This is a genomic window from Nocardiopsis deserti (assembly GCF_008638355.1).
Classification (GTDB): Bacteria; Actinomycetota; Actinomycetes; order Streptosporangiales; family Streptosporangiaceae; genus Nocardiopsis; species Nocardiopsis alborubida.
Genome location: NZ_ML703348.1, coordinates 303,519 through 322,406 on the forward strand (window position 1 = coordinate 303,519; position 18,888 = coordinate 322,406).

An 18,888-nucleotide genomic window follows, 5' to 3' on the forward strand; every position below is an offset into this window, starting at 1 on the left:
TCACCGAGTAGCCGTTGTTGACCGTGCGGACCACGACGCCGGGCCAGACGGACCTGGTCCGGTGGAGCAGCACGGCGGCAGGGCCGCGTGGGGGCCGGATCCGCCTCGCCCGCGCGGGCAGGGTCCCCGGCCCCTGGTTTCGGGGTCCAGGCGTCGCGAGGCGGTCACTCCTGCCCGGAACCGCCGTCCGGCGGTGCTTCTTCGGAGAGCCGGATCCGGCTCGCGAGCCGGTAGTCCACGTGGATGTCCGTGTAGACCACTCCGGAGCGGACGCCTTGGGGAAGCCCCGAGCGCTCGCTGCCGGAGGTGCCCTCGTGGTCCGGCTCCCCCCAGGTCCGGGAGCTGACCTCCGGCACCTCGCCGAAGGTCAGTTCGTCCGCGGACACGGAGGCGCTGATCTCCACGTCGTACCCGGGTCCGGTCCGGTCGTCCATGGCCTCCCACCCCCGCTTCCTGGTCGGTGCGCTCCGGGCCGCCGGGCACTGCAGCCCTGGCGCCGTGCTTCTCAACCGCCCCGCTCCTCAGCCACCCCGCTCCTCAGCCGTGTCACTGCTCAGCCGTGTCGTCGGAGTCCTCCACGACGTCCACGACATCCCCGACCTCCTCCACGGCCTTCCCGGCTCCCCTGCCCACGCCTTGCGCGGCCTTCCCGGCACCTCGGCCCACGCCTTCCACCGCGTTTCCGGCTCCCCTGCCCACACCTTCCACGGCGCTTCCAGCACCTCGGCCCACACCTTCCACCGCGTTCCCCGCGCCCCGCCCCAGGGCTCCCGCGGCCTGTCCCGCACCGCCCGCCACCTGGTCGAGCGAGGACTCCACCCCCCGGGTCACGTGCTCCAGGATCTGCGGGTTGGCGTCGATGGTCTGCAGGACCCGCGTGATGATGTCCCGGACGTTGTCGAGCTGGACCTTGAGCAGGGCCTGGGCCTCGACCCCCTTGAGGGTGAGGCTGACGCGGCCGAGTTCGACGTCCGCCCCCACCTTGAGCTTGAGCAGGTCCAACACCTCGGCCTGGAGGGAGACGGAGGCCCGCAGGTTCTCGACCTCCAGCTGGATCTCGTCGACCTTCAGCACCGGAACGTCGAGGAGCACGTCCGGGTCCTCGGCCCCGGGGACACGGCCGGTGTGCTCGCCCCCGGGGACGCGGCCGGTGTGCTCGCCCTCCGGCGCGGGGGCCTTGGGCGCGGGGGCCTTGGGCGCGGGGGCCTTGGGCGCGGCCGCCGACCGCTTCGCCCGCGCGGGCCCCGCCACGGCCTCCTGTTCGGTCGGCGCGACATCCCTCGGGGTGCTCCTGCCGCTGCCCTTGGTGGTCCGGCCCGCGCTTCCTCCGCTGTCCTGAGTACTCCGTTTCACCTTCTGCGCACCCTTCTGAACGGTTCGGCCACGCGCCGGGGTCCCCGCCTCCCGGCGACGGCCCGTGCCGTCGGCCGCGTCCCGGAGATCTCGGCCACCCGCCCGATTTATTGCCGTTTGAGAGTTATGCGTGCATTTTCGCCCCATGTACCCCCGGCCATCACGCCGAAACGGTTCTCCCTGTTCAGGACCCATCCGGGCCGCCCCATCCGGGCGCTCGCCCTGTTACCCGGCCACGGTCCAGATACGACCGCGTCCCCGTCACCGGGGCGAAGGCCGTCGCCGCACCCCCACGCAGGTGGTACCGGTTCCAGAGCAGACCGGCCACCGGACTCGTACTCTTCGTCGGTCCGGACACGGCGTTTCAGGGGCTCCGGGGCCCCCAGCCTGCTGTCGGAGAACGGCGGCCCGTTGGTCGTGGCGCTCGCCTTCCTCGACAGAGGGATGGTCGCCTCCGCGCAGGTACCGCTCGAACTCCTCGACCAGTCCCACCTGCCCGAAGAAACCCGCGTCGCGCCGACGGCAAGCTGGAGGCCGATCTTCACGGCAGCGCAGCGCACGAGGGTGTGCGGCCCTCATCACGAGGTGGGGATATCGGTTCGCACCACCCCGTGTTCCTCTGCGAGGGCGCGGAACACGGGGTGGTGCGGGTACATGTGGACGACCGATGCGAGGAGTTGGTGGAACCCGGCCCGGATGATCCCGTGCTGCAGGTCGAGCATGATGGCGTCCCACGCGTCCAGGGGTGAGGAGCCCTCGAAGCTCGGCAGACGCGCGAGGGGATAGTCGGTTCCCCGGAGGACTCTCTCCACCACCCGGCGAACGGGGAACACGACGGCGAGGGCCTCGTGCAGCCGGTCCCGTTCCGCGGCCGACAGGGTGATGTCCCGCTGTGGGGTGACCACGGCCTCGGGTGCCGCCGCTGAGGAGGGCACCGCAGGCCTCACGTGCTCGACACCGCCCGCTCTGTCGCCGACTCCCTCGGAAGGGTCCGGAGTTCGGGTCCTCTGTTCGCTCTCGGACTTCTCCGCCAGGGCCGCAGCCACCCGCTGACGCGCCAGATCCACCGAGACACCGAGGTTGAGGAGCACCTGAACGGCCGTGCTCTCCCCCTCGACGAGGACACCGAGGAACAGGTGCTCGGGCCTGATGTCGTCGAGACCGAGGCGGAGGGACTCACCGAGTGAGTGTTCAAGACTCTTCTTGGCACGCGGGGTGAAGGGGATGTGCCCCGTGGGACGCTTCTGCCCGCGACCGATGGTCTCGACCACCTCGGCCAGGCACCGGCCGTGGTCGGCCCCCAGACTCCGCAGCACGACCGCCGCGACGCTCTCACGCTCCTGAAGAAGGCCGAGCAGCAGATGCTCCGTCCCGATGTAGTTGTGGCAGAGGTCCCGGGCCTCCTCCTGGGCCAGGACGACCACGCGCTTCGCCCGGTCGGTGAACCTCTCGAACATACCCGGGGAACCGGCCTTCCGTCCGCTCTCGGGCTTCTCCGCCAGGGCCTCATCCATCCGCTGAAACGCCAGTTCCACCGAGATCCCGAGGTTGAAGAGCACCTGGACGGCCACGCCCTTCCCCTCACGGAGGACACCGAGGAACAGGTGCTCCGGCCCGATGTAGCCGTGGCCGAGGCGGAGGGACTCACGGAGCGAATGTTCGAGGCAGTCCTTGAGGCGCGGGGTGAAGGGGATGTGCCCCGTGGGACGCTCCTGCCCACGACCGATGATCTCGACCACCTCGGCCAGGCACCGGCCGTGGTCGACCCCCAGACTCCGCAGCACGACCGCCGCGACGCTCTCACGCTCCTGAAGAAGGCCGAGCAGCAGATGCTCCGTCCCGATGTAGCCGTGGCAGAGATGCCGGGCCTCCTCCTGAGCCAGGACGACCACACGCTTCGCCCGGTCGGTGAACCTCTCGAACATCTCTCGTCGCTCCTGGCTCTCAGAAAGGAACAGTGTGTCGCGGTGCGGTCGTGCCCGCCGTGCTCATCAGCCCGGCTCCCTCCGCAGTACCAGCAGGCCGTCCGCGACCGGGGCACAGGACGTGTCGGTGAGCCGGACATGGTGCGAGGCGAGCTCAGCGGCCAGACCCAGATCGTCGACCCGGGCGAACTGGTGGTACAGGTGCTCGCTGAAGGCGACCGCGCAGGGGTCGTCCAGCTGTCCCCTGTGGGCCACCACCACCTCGGCCGCCGCGGCGAGGTGGGGAGCGAGGTGCTCTCCGTCGCACGAACCCAGGACCAGGCCGTACAGCCCCGCCTCCGATGTGTCCCGGTAGTGGACCAGGGCCTTGGCGATGTCGCGTGCGGGCACGTGCTGCGCCTCGCCGTGGAGGTCCTCGAAGACCATGCTGTCGCCTTCGCCGTGACACGCCAGATGGAGTACGCGGGGCCTGAACTCCAGCACCCGCCGCAGGTCGGTCGACCGGGCTGCCAGCACCAGCTCGACCTCGGCCCCGGTGTGCCGAAGGGCGTCCACGGCCGCCCGCGCGTCCCTCTCCCCGCCGCAGCGCTCCGTTCCGAGCGGGTTGGCGCTCATGACCAGGACTCGAAGCGGGTGCCCCTCCCTCCCCTTCCCCGAGGCGGGGGACTCGGCACGGGAGGGCTCGGCGCAGCCCGCGAGGAGGACGGCGTTGTGCGGATAGCGCCGCAGGGCCGCCTCCAGCACACGGCGGCGTCCGTCCTCCATGACGCCGGAGGAGAGCTCCACCGCCACCTGTTCCCAGAAGTCGCCAGCGGTGTCGGCGGAGGCGGGAACGGAGGCCGGAGGGAATCCGGCCTCCCGCAGGACGAGGCGCGCACGTTGCCCGGGGGGAAAGAGCTGGACGAACTGATCGATCTCCTCGGATGTCAGTCGCGTGTCCACCGCACTCCTCCCCTCACAGGACGGCGTTGAGCGTCAACGGCTCCGGCAGAGCACTCTTGTACCGGCGCAGCAGGTTGCCCCGCGTGCTGGCCCGGACGGTGCCCGTGACTCCCGTGGGCGCGTTCCGGTCGGAACGCACAACGAGGACCAGCCGGTGCGACCCGTCCAGGGACATCGTTCGTGTACGGGTGAACTCCCACCCTGGGTCCTCCCTCAGCTCCCGTACCCCCAGGAGGAAGGGGACGGCCCGGGTACGGGACGTGCTCGCCTCATAGCCTCCGACCGTCATCTCGACATCCTGGAACTTGAGTTCGGGGCCCAAACTGAACGTCCGCTCCGTCTGACTCACGTCGCTGACCCGCAGCGGGGACATCGACCAGGCCACCGGAGCCCGGACCTTCGAGGGGGAGGACAGGCGCAGCTCCACGGAGGACGTGTGCAGGCGGGGCAGACCGGGACCGCTCCTGAAGGAGACCGACAGGTGCACCAGGTGGTAGACACTGTGCTCGGCCTCCCGCTCCACGAACGCCCGCAGGTCGGGGTCCTCGGCGACGTAGTCGGGGGTGACCGGCACGGAGACAGGTCCGCCGAGGAAGACCTGTCCGGTCACGGGAGCGCTCTCGGACGAATGCGGCGGCGCCAACGGGCGTCCAGCGGGCCGGGACGAGGGTCCGCGGTCATCCGATCCGCGGAATCCGTCCTCCGGCACGAATACCAGGGGCGACTCGGCGATATCCGGGGGAACGAACTGCAACATGGGCCTCCTTGGGGGAAACCTGAGAGGAGAAGTACCCGGCAGAGCCCACGATAGCCGTGTTTCCCGCCCCGGTGAGGTTCGTCGTCCGGGGACCGAAGCTCACCGCGGTCGATGACGGCCGCGCGAACATCCGCGTCCCCCCGTCCCGTGACCGCCGTTCCGTACCTTCGCCTCGTCCCCCGGAGGCCTTCGTCCGTGCGGTGACACGTGGGAGCGTGGCCGAACGGTCGGAGCCCCGCCCCCGGACACACACTCGGACGCGACGGCGACAGGTGCACTCCGCATGGCGGGACGGCAACGGATGGGTGAACGCAGGCGGGGGGCGCCCGTACCCGTCTGGACACCGGACTCCCGACGCCGCGAGGATCGGTCTCCTACCGGGCGGTAGGACCCGCGGGCCCGGCGCACACGGACATCCGGCGTCTTCCGGCCGGCGTCTTCCGGGAAGGGCAGGGACAGCGTGGACGAGGGTTCCCGCGAGGAGGTCGTCGCGCCGCCCCCGCGCAGGCGGCGCCCCATCCAGAGCGGGCTGGCCACGGGCCTGGTGATCTTCGTCGGCCTGGGCACGGCTCTCCAGGGGCTCCCGGACCTCATGCCGGAGAACGGCGGCCTGCTGGTCGTGGTGCTCGCCCTCCTGGGCATGGGGGTGACCGCCTCCGCGCAGGCGCTGCTCGACCGCGTCGGCCAGTCCCAGCGGCCCGAGGAGAAACCCGCGCTGCGCCGACGGCTGCCTCCGCCCGTCGACCACTTCACCGGCCACACCGCCCTCATCGCGGAACTGCTGGAGGAGTTCGCCCGCTTCCCCCGCCGGGGCGCGCGCCGCCTGGTCGGCCGCCCCGTGTGGAGGGCCGGGGGGCGCGACCCCCGAGGCCCTCTGGCCATCGCGATCACCGGTGAGGGCGGCACCGGCAAGAGCCAGCTCGCCGCCCAGGTCGTCGACAGGGTGGCCGACCGCTTCCCCGACGGCAAGCTGGAGTTCGAGCTCTACGGCAGCGCGGCGCACGAGGCCTCCGCCGAGGCGCGTCCCTCCGTGCTCGGCCGGTCCGCTCCGGGGCACCGCTCCCGCAAGGGCGGGACCGAGGGCTCCGACGCGATCGCCCCGGCGCGCCGCGAGCCCCGTCGGCCCGAGGAGGTCCTCATCCAGATGATCACCGAGATCGGAGGCCGTCCGCCCGACGGGGCCTCTCCGGAGGAACTGGGAGTGCTGTGGAGGACCGCGACCGAGCAGCGCAGACTGCTCGTCGTCCTCGACAACGCCAAGGACTACGCCCAGGTGGAGCCGCTGCTGCCCGGCGGCCGGGGGTGCGCGGTCCTGATCACCAGCCGCAACGACTTCCCCGACGCGGCACAGCCCATGCTGCGCAGGCACCTGGACCCCCTTCCGCACACGGAGGGCATGGAACTGCTCGACAGGCTGGTGCGCGACTCGCCCCGCCCCCTGTCGGAGGCCGACCGCGCCGCACTGCCCGGCCTCGTCTCCGCGTGCCACGGGTTCCCGCTGGCGATCTGCCTGGTGAGCACACAGGTCACCCAGGAACGGGGGCCGGGCGCCGCCGACCTGATGCGCCACATGAGCGACCCTGCCCTGCGGCTGACCGTGCCCGGGCCGCAGGCCATCGCCCAGTCGCTCGCGTTCAGCCTCCAGCAGTGCGAACCGCGGGAGCGGCTGCTGCTGAGCCGCCTGGCCGGGGCCGGTCTGACCACCTTCACCGCGTGGTCGGCCGCCGCCCTGCTGGACGTCTCCGAGGACGAGGCCAAGCCGCTGCTGCTGCGGATGAGCCACCGGTACCTGGTGACGTACCTGTACGAGGCGGGAGGGTTCGACCGGTTCCAGCTGCACGACCACGTCCGGGAGACCCTGCTGACGGCGGGGCCCCGGGTCCTGGGTGTGCCGGAGGAGGAGCTGCCGGACTGGTCGCGGGAGGAGCTGCGGCTCGCGGTCGAACGGCTGCTGCGCGCCTTCGACCGGATCGCGGAGGCGGCCGCGCGCCGGGCCGCGCCGCACGAGTGGAGCTTCGGCGCGTCCCTGCCCGGCGGCGGGGGCGCGGAACGCGGCGGGGGAGGACAGGCCCCGGTCGGGCCGAGGGGCCCGGCGGACCCCATGGCGTGGCTGGAGACCGAACTGCGGGGCTTCGAGGTCTGCTTCCACTGGACGCAGCCCCGCGGAACCGCCGAGGACGACCCGCCGCGCGGACGGGCCACCGGGCGGGAGCGACAGCGCGAGCGGGCCATCGGGTACGGGTGGCGGCTGCGCCGGGCCTTCGCCGTGCTGTGCCGGACCGGGCGCACGCAGTGGGAGGCGGTGCGTGAGGCCACCCAGCAGGCGACCGCGCTGGCCCTGGAGATGGGAGAGCCGCTCGCCTACGGGGTCGCGCTGCTCGACCGGGCGGAGGTGGCCAGCGGCCACGGGGACCACGACACCGGCTACGAGCGCGCCCTGACCGCGCTCTACATCCTGGAGCAGCTGGGGTCGGCCGCCGATCCGCGTTGGAAGGCGCGGGCGCACCGGGCGATCGGGGTGAACCTGTACCGCCGGGGCGACCTGGACGACGGCCGGGCCGAGATCGAGGAGGCCGTGCGGATCTTCTCCGAGCACGGTGACCGCTGGTGGCAGGTGCGCGCCCTGTGCAACCTGGCCGAGGTGGACCGCTTCCAGGGCTACCAGGAACGGGCCTACGAGGCGCTCACCCGCGCGCAGGACCTGCTCGTGGGTTCCCAGGACTCCCAGGAGCAGTGGGCCAGGGTCCGGTTGCAGAAGGGCGAGGTGCTGCGGCTGCGCGGGTTCACGCTCAACGCCTGGTTCCTGCTGGAGGACGAGCGGGAACGGCTCGCCCGGGCACCGAACGGGGACTGGTACCACGCCCGCTACCTGCGTTCGCTGGGCCGATTGCCGACCAACGAGCTCAACCGGGAGGCCTGGGAGTGCGAGCTGCTGCTCAGCCCCGCGCGGGAGCGCGACCGCCGCCGCCTGACCGCACGCGACCCCGGGTGGCCGAGCAGGCAGCGGGACCGGGTGGCCGCTCTGTTCCCCGACGGGGGCCTGGAGTACGCCGAACGCTGCGCCGAGGTGCGGCCCGCGCGCGGACTGCTGCGCCGACGGGAGAGGCTGCGCGACACCTGGCAGGTGGCGGACCAGATCGCCCGGTTGCGGGACGCGGAGCGGGCCTTCGTCGAGATCGGTGACGACTGGGGCCGGTGGCGCACGTGCCTGGTCCTGGGACAGGCCCGGATGGCCGCGGACCGGGAACGGGGCAAGGAGGAGATGCTGCGGGCCGCCGAGGGCTTCCGGGAACTGGGCGACAAGTGGTGGCACGCCCGCGCGCACCGCATGGCGGCGGAGTCGCTGCAACAGGCCGAGCGCCTGCCCGAGGCCGAGCAACTGGCCAGGGTCGCGGTGGACGGCTACCGGGGCATCCAGCACCGTTCGGGACAGTTGCGGGCGATGAAGCTGCTGGCCGGGATCATGACCCGCCGCGACCTCCTGGAGGCCTGGCGCACGCTCAACGAGGCCGAGGGGCTCGCGGACCAGGGCGTCCGGCTCGGGACGGTGCCGGTGTCGCTGCTCCGGGAGATCCGGGACATGCTGCGCGTCATCGAGCACGGTTCGGACTCGGCCCCCGGAACCGACCCTGTGCGCCAGCCCGGGGGTCCGGCCGGAAGTGCGGGGCCGCGGACCGCGCGTCCGGGGTGAGGCCCGGGCCCCTCCACCGGGCTCTTCCGGGGGTACGGGCCCGTCCGGGCGTGGGAAGCGCGAGACGGCGTGGGAGCGGTGTGGGGAGCGCGGGGGGCGTCAGCCGGTGAACCACAGGATGAGGTCGCCGGAGTAGACCACGACGAAGGCCGTCGCCACCACGGCCGTGGTTCCCGCGGCGAGCGCGAGGGAGCGCGGGCGCGGGGCGGGAAGCCGCCGTGCCGCGGCCCACACGAGGAACACCACGCCCGCGGCGACGGAGCAGGACCAGTAGACGGGGGACGTGGTGTCCGCGATGTAGAGGAGACCGTACGCGCCCTCACCGACGAGCACGCCGCTCATGGCGCCCACCGCCAGCGGGGCGAGGCGGGTCCGCAGGCGCAGCGCGTTACCGCCCCAGCCGAGGACCGGCCCCACCAGGACGGCGGCGGTCAGCCAGAAGGCCGTCGACCCCGCCAGGACGGCGAACCCGCGCAGGACGGAAGCGATGTCGTAGCCGAGGACCATCGCCGCCAGCGACAGCGCGCCCGCGATCGCGGAGACCCACGGGCGCGGGGAGAGCATGCCGACCAGGAAGGCGATCAGGCTCCAGGTCCCGGACGAGTTCGCTATCGGGGCCAGGCCGTGGGGAAGCAGTCCCTGTCCGTAGGAGGTCAGGAAACCCGCGAGGAGCCCCGCGCCGACGGCGGCGGCCAGAGGGGTCAGCAGGGCGGTGGGGGACGCGGGCGCGGGTGCGGGCGCGGGCTTCTCCGTGTCTGCGGCCATGTCTCTTCCGTTCCTTCGTCGCGGGCCCGCCACGGGCGGGGTGACCTGTCCTCACCCGGGTTAACGCGGTACGCCGCTCCGCTGGTTCGTCACGAGGAGCACGGTTCGTCGCAAAGCGCCCAGGGCCGGAGGGTTCCCCAGTCGGAGGGGTCCGGGGCCGGAAGCGTCCAGGGCCGGAGGAGTCCGCCGACAGACCAGCGGCCCGGCCGCGTTCCGCTTCCGGTTCCCGGGGTTTGGGGCCTTCGGGGGCGGACCCGCCGACAGCCCGCTACTCCGAGGCCGGAGGGCTTCCCGACAGGCCAGCGCTCCCGGCCCCGCTCCCCCGAAGGCTCCCCGGCGGTCTCCGGACGCCTCGTCCAGCTCAGACCATGCCGCCGTTGGCGCAGAGGGTCTGGCCGTTGATCCAGCGGCCGGGCCCGGCGAGGAGGGAGACCACCTCGGCGATGTCCTCGGGCGAGCCGAGGCGCCCGAAGGGGTTCATCCCGGCCAGCCGCTCCACCTGCTCCTCGCTCTTGTCCTCCAGGAACAGGTCCGTGGCGGTGGGCCCGGGAGCCACGGCGTTCACCGTGACGTCCCTGCCCCGCAGTTCCTTGGCCAGCACGAGGCTGATCGCGTCCACGGCGCCCTTGGAGGCGGCGTAGGCCGCGTAGGTCGGCAGGGCGAGCTTCCTGACAGAGGTGGAGAGGTTGATGATCGCCCCGCCCGGACGGACCCGCCTGGCCGCCTGCTGGTTGACGACGAAGGTGCCGCGGATGTTGGTCCGGTGCATGCGGTCGAGGTCGGCCAGGTCGAGGTCGGCCACGGTGTCCAGGACCATGATTCCGGCGGAGTTGACGACGACGTCCACGCCGCCGAACCGCTCCTCGACCGTGTCGAAGGCCGCGCGCACGGCGTCCTCGTCGGCGACGTCGGCCCGGAGTGCGACGGCGCGGCCGCCCGCCTCGGTGACCGCGGCGACGGCGGCCTCCGCCGCGGTGGTGTTGCCCGCGTACACGATCGCGACGTCCTGGCCGTCGGCGGCGAGGCGTTCGGCCATCGCCCGGCCGATACCCCGCGACCCACCGGTCACCAGCGCCACACGTCGTTCGGTGCTGCCCATGCTCGTCCTCCCGTCGGGGCGGCCTCCCGCCCACTCTCTGATAACGCTGCTAACGCCAATACTTGATCGACGATAACACAACGACGTTATCAAAATCCCGTTATCATCGATACATGGCTTCTCGCAGCGACAACCAGCAGAAGGTCATCCAGGCCGCCGCAGACCTTCTCAGGAACCACGGACGTGCCGCGGTCACCACGCGAGCCGTCAGCACCGCGGCCGAGGTGCAGCCCCCGACGATCTACCGCCTGTTCGGTGACATGAACGGCCTGCTCAACGCAGTGGCGGCGGACGGCTTCACCCGCTACCTGGCGCGCAAGACAGCCCAGCCCGCCTCGTCCGACCCGGTGGAGGACCTGCGCAACGGCTGGAACCTGCACGTCGGGTTCGGGGTGGAGAACCCGGCCCACTACCTGCTGATGTACGGCGACCCCGTGCCGGGCGGGAGCGGCGAGACCACGCGGGAGGCCAGGCGCATACTGCTCACGCTGGTGCACCGGGTCGCGGAGGCCGGTCGGCTCGTCCTCGGTGTCGAACAGGCGGCGGACATGGTGCACGCGGCGGGCATGGGCGTCACCCTCAGCCTGATCAGGGCGGACTCCGACCGGCGCGACCTGTCGCTGTCCGCCAGGACGCGCGAGGCGGTCATCGCGGCGATCACGTCCGCCCCCGACGCAGACGACGGTCCCGACGGAGGCGCCGCAGCCGGTACCGGATCCGGCCCCGGCGGGGACCGCGAGCCCGCACGGCGGGCGATCGCCCTGCGCTCGGTCCTCGACCGGTCGGGAGCGGAGTTCAGCGACGGCGAGCGCATCCTGCTGGGCGAACTCCTCACACGCCTGGCCGACACGGACCCGAGAGCCCACGGCCTCTGACCAGCAGGCTCTGACCGGCAGGCTCTGACCGCCGGTCCCGGGCGCCGACCGGCGGCCCCGACCGACCCGCGACCCCGAGCCCCAGGCACCGACCAGCGGCCCCCAGCACCGAGCACCGAGCACCGAGCCGCGACTCCGAGCACCGGCCGGCGGCCACGTAGCGGCCCGCAGCCCCCGGATCTGCGGCACCACCGCGCAGGACACGGAAGCGGAACAACGTCGACCGGCATGGCAACCGGAAGCGCGCGTCGTGCGTGGAAGAGGGGGACGCCGCGCGGCGACCAGGACACGGGAGCGCTCCCAGAACCGTCCGTGGTCACGGGTCACACCCCCGACGCCCGCCTGGAAACGGAAGGTACAACCGGTTTCCGTAGCCGGGACAACCGGACCTCACCCCCATCCGGCACACTCCCGGAGGAACCCTCCCGTTCTCCTTCCCCCGCTCGTTCACCCCTTCCCCACCAGCACAAAGACTCCGGAACGGAACATCCGAGATGCCGAGAAGCCCCCAGACCCCCTCACTGCTCCTGAGAGGGGCCTGCGCCTCCGCCTCCGCCCTCCTGGCCTTCGGGCTGCTGCCCGCCGCCCCCGCACTGGCGGAGACCGCCGTCAACCCCGTGTCCGGCAACCAGGGCTTCCTCGTGGTCACCGAAGGTGACGCGGTCCTCGCGGGCAACGAGTCTGAGGGAGCCATCGCGGTCGGCGGCGACCTCGTCTTCGGCGACTACAACGTCGCCGCCCACACACCCGGCTCCTACACCGCCGAGGGGGACGAGCACCCCGCCGCCCTCCTGGTGAACGGCCGGGTGGACTTCGGTGCCAGCGAGGGCGACCTCAAGGTGCTCCAGAGCGGGTACGTCAAGGTCGGCGCCGCCGCGGACGCCGACATCAGCACGACGGACCACAACGGCGCCCAGGTCAACACCGTGGTCGCCGGTCCCGAGGGCCGTGAGAGCACACCGAGGATCTCGCTCACCGTCCGCCAGCCGCAGGAGTCCGTCACCGGCGCGGCCCTCGACATCGCGAGCCTGTTCCCCGCCTACCGCGAGCGCTCGGCCGGGCTCGCCGCGTGCGAGGGCGGGGTGACCCCGCTGCGGACGGGCGACGGCTCCGAGGCCCTGCCGCCCTTCGACCAGGGCGCCAACGTCACCCTCCCGCTGGCCCAGGGCACCCAGAACGTGTGGAACGTCGCCGCCGAGGACCTGGCCGCCCTGGAGGTCATCACCTTCGAGGACAGCCCCGGACCGGACGCGCCACTCCTCGTCAACGTCGACACCTCGGGCGTGGACGGGCGGTTCGAGTGGCGCACCCCCAACATGGCCGGGATCGGGCTGGAGGAGGCCCGGTACGTCCTGTTCAACTTCGGGGACGCCACCGTCGTCACCTTCACCCCCGACAGCCGGACCCTCGAGGGCACCGTCTTCGCTCCCGACGCGAAGGTGAGCTGGCTGTCGCCGAGCAACATCGAGGGCAACGTCATCGCCGCCTCCTTCGAGCACGGCTCCCTGTCCGCGGGCGTCGTCGGCAACGGCGAACTGCACAACGGTGACTTCTCCGCGGAGCTGACCCCGTGCGGGCCCGGCGGGGGCGAGGCCCCCGAGGAGCCGGGAGAGCCCGAGCCGACCCCGGGCGGTGAGGAGCCCGAGGCCCCCGAGGAGGAGCAGCCGACCGAGGGGCCCGTCACGGAGGAGACGCCCGGTGAGGAGCCCTCCGCGTCCCCGTCACCCGAGCAGGCAGCCGGATCGGACGGCGGTCTGGCCGTGACCGGCGCGAGCCTGTGGGGGTTGGTCGGCGCGGCCGTGGTGGCGATCGGCGCCGGTGTGGCGGCCTTCGTGTTCACCAGGCGCAGGAAGTCCGGACCCTCCGTCTGAGAGGCGTCCGCGGAAACGGCGGCACGGGACGCTCGCTGGTCCGGTGACCGGTAAGAGACCGGTCACCGGGGTGCCGGTGGCAGGAGCCTCGGCGACGGCTGCCACCGGCACCGGCACCGGCTGCCAGAATCCCGCACGGGGGCTTCGATCCAGGCGATCGGGGCCCCCTGCGCTCACCGGGGCTCTTCGGCGTCCGTCCGTGCCGCCCCCGTACCCGGCGCCTCCCGCTCGTCCGGTTCGGGGTACTCCTCGCGGATGCGCAGCGCCAGTTCGGTGAAGCCGCCGCGTTCCAGAACGATCACCTGTTCATGGACGAACTTCGCGCGCTCCTCCGCGCCCTCGAAGGAGTCGACCAGCCCGCGCAGGATGGCCACCTGCACGTCGCGCTCGGCCGACTCGGGGCCTTCGCCCTCGGCGGGCCACCAGTAGCTCTCGTACCCCTCTCCGTCGACGTCGCTGCCCGGCCCCGGGAGCGGGTCGGGTTCGTCGTCCTCACGGAGGTCGAGCGGGCCGTCCAGCGGCTCGTCGAACGGGACGTCGAAGGGATCGTCGAGCGGGCCGAGACCACCGAACGCGTCGAGGCCGCCGTCCACGGCTGACTGCGGGGCGACGTTCGGACGCGGGGAGGGGGAAGCGGTCAGGTGCGGGGAAAGCGCCCGGCCAGCCCGGGCGGGCGGCTGGCCCTCCAGCTCCTCCTCGGCGTCGCGGACGGCCTCGCGCAGCTCGCGGTCCTTGCGGAGACCGGCCATGCGGCTCAGCCGCTCGGCGTCCTCCTCCGGCAGGCGCAGGCTCACCTCCTCCGCCCACACCACGACCCCGGCGCCGGTGACCGCAGTCTCCATCGCGAGCCGGGCGGCCAGCTCGCACTCGGCCGTCCCGTGGTCGCCGGGCTCGACGCCGCGGGCCAGATCAGAGGCGCGGGTGACTACCGCCAGGACGGCTGGGGCGACCGGGTTGCGCAGGCTCAGGTCCACGTGGCCCTCCCACCGCCAGTGCACCACGGCGGAGAACACCAGGTCGTAGTCCTCCGCGGCGCTGGGCAGCGCGACCGGGCGGATCCGGGTGCCGCGCGCGCCGCCGCGTTCGCCGAAGGCGCGGAGCGTCCCGTCCTGTCCGTCGTGGACCTGCCCGGGGGAGGCGTCCGCGGTCGCGTCGGCGGCCGTCGGAGCCGTCACGGCGGCCGCGGCGTCCCCGAGGCTCGGAGCGAGGGCGCCCAGGACCAGCACGGCCGGGATCCACAGCAGGGTCCACAGACCGATCAGGGGGTACAGGACACAGGGCACGACGACCACCACGGTGGCGGCCGCCACGAGGTGCGCTCGGGTCAGGGGGGTGACGGGGGTGACGGTGTGCCTCCTCTCGCGGCGCGGTCGCACCGGCCGGACCCGCTCGGGCGAACGGGGCTCCGCGGCGCGGCCCTGGGCGAACCGGCGCGATCCCTTCCGGCGACATCCGACAGTCTGCCCCAGATCCGGAGCGGACGCGTCACGAACGGGTCCACACAGTCCACGACCACGTCACACCCGTCGGACGGGCCTCCTACTCCGGGTTCCGAACCGCACATTTCCACGCGCCCCGCACACCCCGTGAGCACCGATCTGCCACACCCTCATCCGGCACACTCCACACCCCGAGAGCCACCGCCCCACGCATCCCGGAAGTCCCGTTCTTCCGCGCGCTCTCCGACACACCAGCGAGATGCTCCGCACCAGCGGAAACCACGACCACACACCCCGGAAGTCCCGTCCTTCCACATCCTCCCCGACACACCTACGGGGCGCTCCACACCTCCGAGAACCACCCCCCGAGCACCATCGAGAACCACCGTCCCGCCAGCCCCCGGAGCACCACCGCCACGCCAACGGTTCCCGAGCCCGCCAGGAAAACACCCGACCAAGAGAACGTGTCCCCCACACCCCTGTTGGACGAACACCTGCCGCCGTGTCGGCTCCGGGGTCGCCTCGGGTCTTCGAAACGGCACAGAATGCGATCATCCCCCGCGACTCACCCCCCGGACCCACCCTCGTCGCCGAGCCCGCTCTCGGAGCCAGCCCATGTTCTCAGCACCCGCCCGGACCGGACGCCGCTTCCGGCCCGAGGTCCAGGGCCTGCGCGCCGTCGCCGTCCTCCTGGTCCTCGTCTACCACCTCAACCCCGCCCTGCTACCGGGCGGTTACGTCGGCGTCGACGCGTTCTTCGTGATCTCCGGCTTCCTCATCACGTCACTGCTGTACCGCGAGGCCACCGAACACGGCAAGGTGTCGATCGGCGGCTTCTACGTGCGCCGCATCCGGCGCCTCCTGCCCGCAGCGACGACGGTGCTCCTGGTCACCGGCGCGGTCGCGCTCTTCCTCCTGCCCGTCACCCGCCTGGTCGACACCGCCTGGCAGCTGGTGGCCTCGGCCGCCTACGTCGAGAACCTCTACCTGGCCCAGCAGGCGGTGGACTACCTGGCCGCGGACGACCCGCCCAGCCCCGTCCAGCACTTCTGGTCGCTGTCGGTGGAGGAGCAGTTCTACCTGGTGTGGCCGCTCCTGTTCGTGGTGTGGGCCCTGGCCCGGCGCCGCTGGCGGGCCACCGCCGTGACCCTCACCGTCCTGCTGGGCGCGGTGCTGGTGCTGTCCCTGGCCTGCTCGGTGCTGCTGACCTCGCAGGAGGCGGCCTCGGCGTACTTCCTGCCGACGACCCGTGCCTGGGAACTGGCCGTCGGCGGCCTGCTCGCGGTCGGGCTGGCGCACGGCAGCCTGCCCGAGCGCTGGCGCGCGCCCCTGGGCTGGCTCGGCCTGGCCGCCATCATCGGTTCCGCGGTGGCCTACGACGACGCCACGCCCTTCCCCGGCTGGGCCGCGATCCTGCCGGTCCTGGGCAGCGCGGCGGTGATCGCGGCCGAGGACTCCCCCGCGAGGCTGTCGGCGTCCCGGCTGCTGAGCACCGCGCCCGCCCGGTGGATCGGTGACGTGTCGTACTCGCTGTACCTGTGGCACTGGCCGCTGATCGTCTTCGCGCTGGTGCTGTTCGGGCAGGAGAGCCTCGGTGCGGTGGAGGCCCTGGCGGTCGCGGTCCTGTCCGTGCTGCTGGCGTGGGCGACCAAGGTGTGGGTGGAGGACCCGGTGCGCGACCGGGGCCTGGTCCGCCGCGGCCGCTCCGCCCTGGCCGTGGCCACCGCGGGCGTGGTGACGGTGGCCGCGGTGGGCGGCGCGGTGTACGTCCGGGCCGACCAGGAGCGGTCGGTGACCTTCGACCCAGCGGTGCACACCGGTCCCGCCGCCCTCGGCCAGACCGCTGACGTGGGGCCGCTCTACCCCTCCCCCGTCAACGCGGAGGACGACGTGCCCACGCTGTACGACGACGACTGCCAGGCCTCGCACTCCGACACCGACCCCTCCGACCCGTGCGTGTACGGTCCCGAGGACGCCACCCAGGACGTGGCGGTGCTCGGGGACTCGCACAGCGCCCAGTGGGTCACCGCTCTGGAGGGGATGGCCGAGGAACGGGGCTGGCGGCTGCACCTCTACACCAAGTCCTCGTGCGCCTTCACCGACACGGTGATGAAGGGCCCCGACGGCGGCCCGTACACGGCGTGCGGTGACTGGAACCGCGCGGTGGTCGGCGAGCTGGAGGAGCTGCGGCCGGACCTGGTGTTCACCAGCTCCTCCACCGCCAGCGACCCGGCCGAGGAGACCACCCCGGAGGAGGACCTGGCCGTGGTGGCCGAGGGCATGGGCCGGTTGTGGGAGGAGGTGGCGCAGGTCAGCGGCGAGGTCGTCGCGCTGCGCGACACCCCGCGTGCCCGCCGGGACGTGGTGGAGTGCGTGGCGGCCAACCTCGACGACCCGTCACCGTGCGAGCGGTCCGCGGAGGACGCGCTCCAGGACGCCGATCCGCAGGAGATCGCGGCCCGGGAGTCCGGGGGCGAGGTCCACTGGATCGACCTCACCGACCGGTTCTGCGTCGACGGCGGGTGCCCGGCGGTGATCGGCAACGTGATGGTCTACCGCGACTCCGGGCACATCACCAGCACCTACATCGACCTGCTCACCGATGACCTGGCCGCGCGGATGGACGAGGCGTTGGGGGCCTGACAAGGGAGGCCGGGGGGAGGGGGTTAGGCTCGTCGCACCGGGCCTCCCGCTCCCCCGCCCGAACGACTCCTCCCCCTGGAGCCCCAGTGGACATCCCCCTCCGACTGTTCACCGCCGCCCTCCCCGTGCTGCTCTCGGGCGCCCTCGCCCTCGTGTTGACGGGGTGCGCCGACGGCGCGTCCGATGCCGAGTCCTCCCCCTCCGCCTCTCCCGGAGGCGGCGAGGGGGACGGTGGTTCGGAGGAGGCCGCGGCCTTCGTCCGTCCGGAGGACCCCTACGCGGGCGTGGACGCCGAGCTGAGCGAGCGCCTGCACCTGCCGGTGTACGACTACCAGCTCGACGAGTACGAGGGGTACGTCGTGCGCAGGGCCGAGGACACGCTGACCGTGGAGTGCCTGGTGGACCTCGGATACGAGGCCGAGGTCAACTCCGCACTGGAGATGGACCCCCTGACCATGCGCGCCTTCGGCCCCCACCACGAGTACCGGAGGTACGGGAACACGCGCGCCGACATCGCCGAGGAGCACGGTTTCGCCCTTCCCCTCGACCACGGGGACGACCCCTACCTCCTCGGGGGCGACGCGGACCTGCGCGAGCAGGCGCGCAGCGCGGTCCTCAGCATCGGAGAGGGTCTCGTCACCCCCTCGGGTGACGCCGTGCCCGAGGGCGGGTGCACAGGCCGGGCGCGCCAGCGGATCGACCCCGACGGCGCACCGGCGCACCAGACCGACGAGGACGGCAACAGCCCCGACACCCCGGGCTCCCACCTCCTCGTGGAGGACCTTCTGGGCGAGTCCTACTCCATCGCCATGGAGGACCCCGCCGTCATCGAGGCCGCCGTGGCCTGGGAGGCGTGCATGGCCGCTGCCGTGGAGGGGTTTCACGGAACACCGCTCTCCGGTGAGGCCTCGGACCCCGAGGCAGCGGTCCCCGCGCTGGAGTGCAGGGACTCCTCCGGCTATGTGGACGCCTTCGTCGCCGCCGAGCGCGCCGCCCTGGAGGGCCTGATCGCCGAGCACGAGGAGGCCCTCACCGCGCGCCGCGACCAACTGCGGGAGAACCTGGAGACCTCGCTGGACGTCCTCGGCTGGTAGCGGTTCGCCCGGAGCGGAGGACACGGGAACTCCGCGAGGGCGGGGGCCGGAAAACACGAGGAATCCGAGGAGCACGGCCAATCGCGAGGCTGCGAATGATATCCCGCCATGACGCCTTTCCCCGCACACGACACCCCTTTCCTCATGACACGAGAAAAGGGGTGTATTTCTTTGTTAATGTCACCATATGCGCAGTTCAAGCCGGTTGACCAGGCGCGGAAACCACCCACGGACACGCGCGAACCCCAAAGGCCCGTGTTCTCCCCGTCAACGCACGCATGAGGGGTATGCTCGTGACCCGAAACGGCCGCACAGGGAGAACACGGGAAATCCCCGGCCGCGAAAGGCGGAGCCGATGCAGGGACACGAAGCGACCGGGACCGGCGGGGCGGGAGCGATCACCGCCTCCGGCCCCAGAGGAGCCGCGTGAACTG

At 72.5% G+C, this 18,888-nt stretch carries 13 protein-coding genes and 1 pseudogene; 5 read left to right on the forward strand and 9 right to left on the reverse strand.

Annotated features, from left to right (window positions below):
• Window positions 1-164 precede the first annotated feature (164 nt).
• The 6 genes and pseudogenes from FYW99_RS04130 to FYW99_RS04155 all read right to left on the reverse strand — a co-directional run bounded on the left by FYW99_RS04130 (window position 165) and on the right by FYW99_RS04155 (window position 4,830).
• Window positions 165-434: a hypothetical protein gene (locus tag FYW99_RS04130; RefSeq protein WP_150250388.1), complete on the reverse strand. Its 270-nt coding sequence runs from the start codon at window positions 432-434 to the stop codon at window positions 165-167.
• A gap of 112 nt (window positions 435-546) precedes the next feature.
• On the reverse strand, window positions 547-1,353 hold the full coding sequence (locus FYW99_RS04135) for a hypothetical protein (protein WP_223838704.1): 807 nt from the start codon (window positions 1,351-1,353) through the stop codon (window positions 547-549).
• Window positions 1,354-1,931: 578 nt separating this feature from the next.
• Window positions 1,932-2,867: a Clp protease N-terminal domain-containing protein gene (locus FYW99_RS33040; protein ID WP_449289642.1), complete on the reverse strand. Its 936-nt coding sequence runs from the start codon at window positions 2,865-2,867 to the stop codon at window positions 1,932-1,934.
• A pseudogene (locus FYW99_RS33175) lies at window positions 2,853-3,278 on the reverse strand (Clp protease N-terminal domain-containing protein); the annotation flags it as partial. The gene FYW99_RS33040 and the pseudogene FYW99_RS33175, both read right to left, overlap by 15 nt.
• 66 nt (window positions 3,279-3,344) lie before the next feature.
• Window positions 3,345-4,220: an effector-associated domain EAD1-containing protein gene (locus tag FYW99_RS04150; RefSeq protein ID WP_150250390.1), complete on the reverse strand. Its 876-nt coding sequence runs from the start codon at window positions 4,218-4,220 to the stop codon at window positions 3,345-3,347.
• Between the two features lie 13 nt (window positions 4,221-4,233).
• A complete protein-coding gene (locus FYW99_RS04155; RefSeq protein WP_150250391.1) occupies window positions 4,234-4,830 on the reverse strand; it encodes a hypothetical protein in 597 nt (198 codons plus the stop codon).
• 607 nt (window positions 4,831-5,437) lie between these two features.
• On the opposite strand from FYW99_RS04155, the gene FYW99_RS04160 reads away from it, so the two are divergent.
• Window positions 5,438-8,668, forward strand: coding sequence for a tetratricopeptide repeat protein (locus tag FYW99_RS04160; protein ID WP_150250393.1), 3,231 nt, complete (start codon window positions 5,438-5,440; stop codon window positions 8,666-8,668).
• Between the two features lie 99 nt (window positions 8,669-8,767).
• Here the strand turns inward: FYW99_RS04160 and FYW99_RS04165 are convergent, their stop codons facing one another.
• Together FYW99_RS04165 and FYW99_RS04170 are read right to left on the reverse strand one after the other, a co-directional pair.
• A complete protein-coding gene (locus FYW99_RS04165) occupies window positions 8,768-9,433 on the reverse strand; it encodes a DUF6518 family protein (protein WP_150250395.1) in 666 nt (221 codons plus the stop codon).
• A gap of 361 nt (window positions 9,434-9,794) precedes the next feature.
• Window positions 9,795-10,532 carry an SDR family oxidoreductase gene (locus FYW99_RS04170; RefSeq protein WP_150250397.1) on the reverse strand — a complete coding sequence of 246 codons (738 nt, stop codon included), beginning with the start codon at window positions 10,530-10,532 and terminating at the stop codon, window positions 9,795-9,797.
• A gap of 113 nt (window positions 10,533-10,645) precedes the next feature.
• Here FYW99_RS04170 and FYW99_RS04175 point away from each other — a divergent pair, with 113 nt between their 5' ends.
• Together FYW99_RS04175 and FYW99_RS04180 are read left to right on the forward strand one after the other, a co-directional pair.
• Window positions 10,646-11,407, forward strand: a complete 762-nt coding sequence (locus FYW99_RS04175; RefSeq protein ID WP_150250399.1) for a TetR/AcrR family transcriptional regulator — start codon at window positions 10,646-10,648, stop codon at window positions 11,405-11,407.
• A gap of 494 nt (window positions 11,408-11,901) precedes the next feature.
• Window positions 11,902-13,278, forward strand: coding sequence for a choice-of-anchor A family protein (locus tag FYW99_RS04180; RefSeq protein ID WP_150250401.1), 1,377 nt, complete (start codon window positions 11,902-11,904; stop codon window positions 13,276-13,278).
• 173 nt (window positions 13,279-13,451) lie between these two features.
• Here FYW99_RS04180 and FYW99_RS04185 read toward each other — a convergent pair whose 3' ends face one another.
• Window positions 13,452-14,654 carry a hypothetical protein gene (locus tag FYW99_RS04185; RefSeq protein WP_150250403.1) on the reverse strand — a complete coding sequence of 401 codons (1,203 nt, stop codon included), beginning with the start codon at window positions 14,652-14,654 and terminating at the stop codon, window positions 13,452-13,454.
• 678 nt (window positions 14,655-15,332) lie between these two features.
• Between FYW99_RS04185 and FYW99_RS04190 the strand changes: the two genes are divergently transcribed.
• Complete coding sequence (locus FYW99_RS04190) at window positions 15,333-17,360, forward strand: acyltransferase family protein (RefSeq protein WP_150250404.1); 2,028 nt, start codon at window positions 15,333-15,335, stop codon at window positions 17,358-17,360.
• 86 nt (window positions 17,361-17,446) lie between these two features.
• On the forward strand, window positions 17,447-18,454 hold the full coding sequence (locus FYW99_RS04195; protein ID WP_150250406.1) for a hypothetical protein: 1,008 nt from the start codon (window positions 17,447-17,449) through the stop codon (window positions 18,452-18,454).
• The last annotated feature ends 434 nt before the right edge of the window (window positions 18,455-18,888 follow it).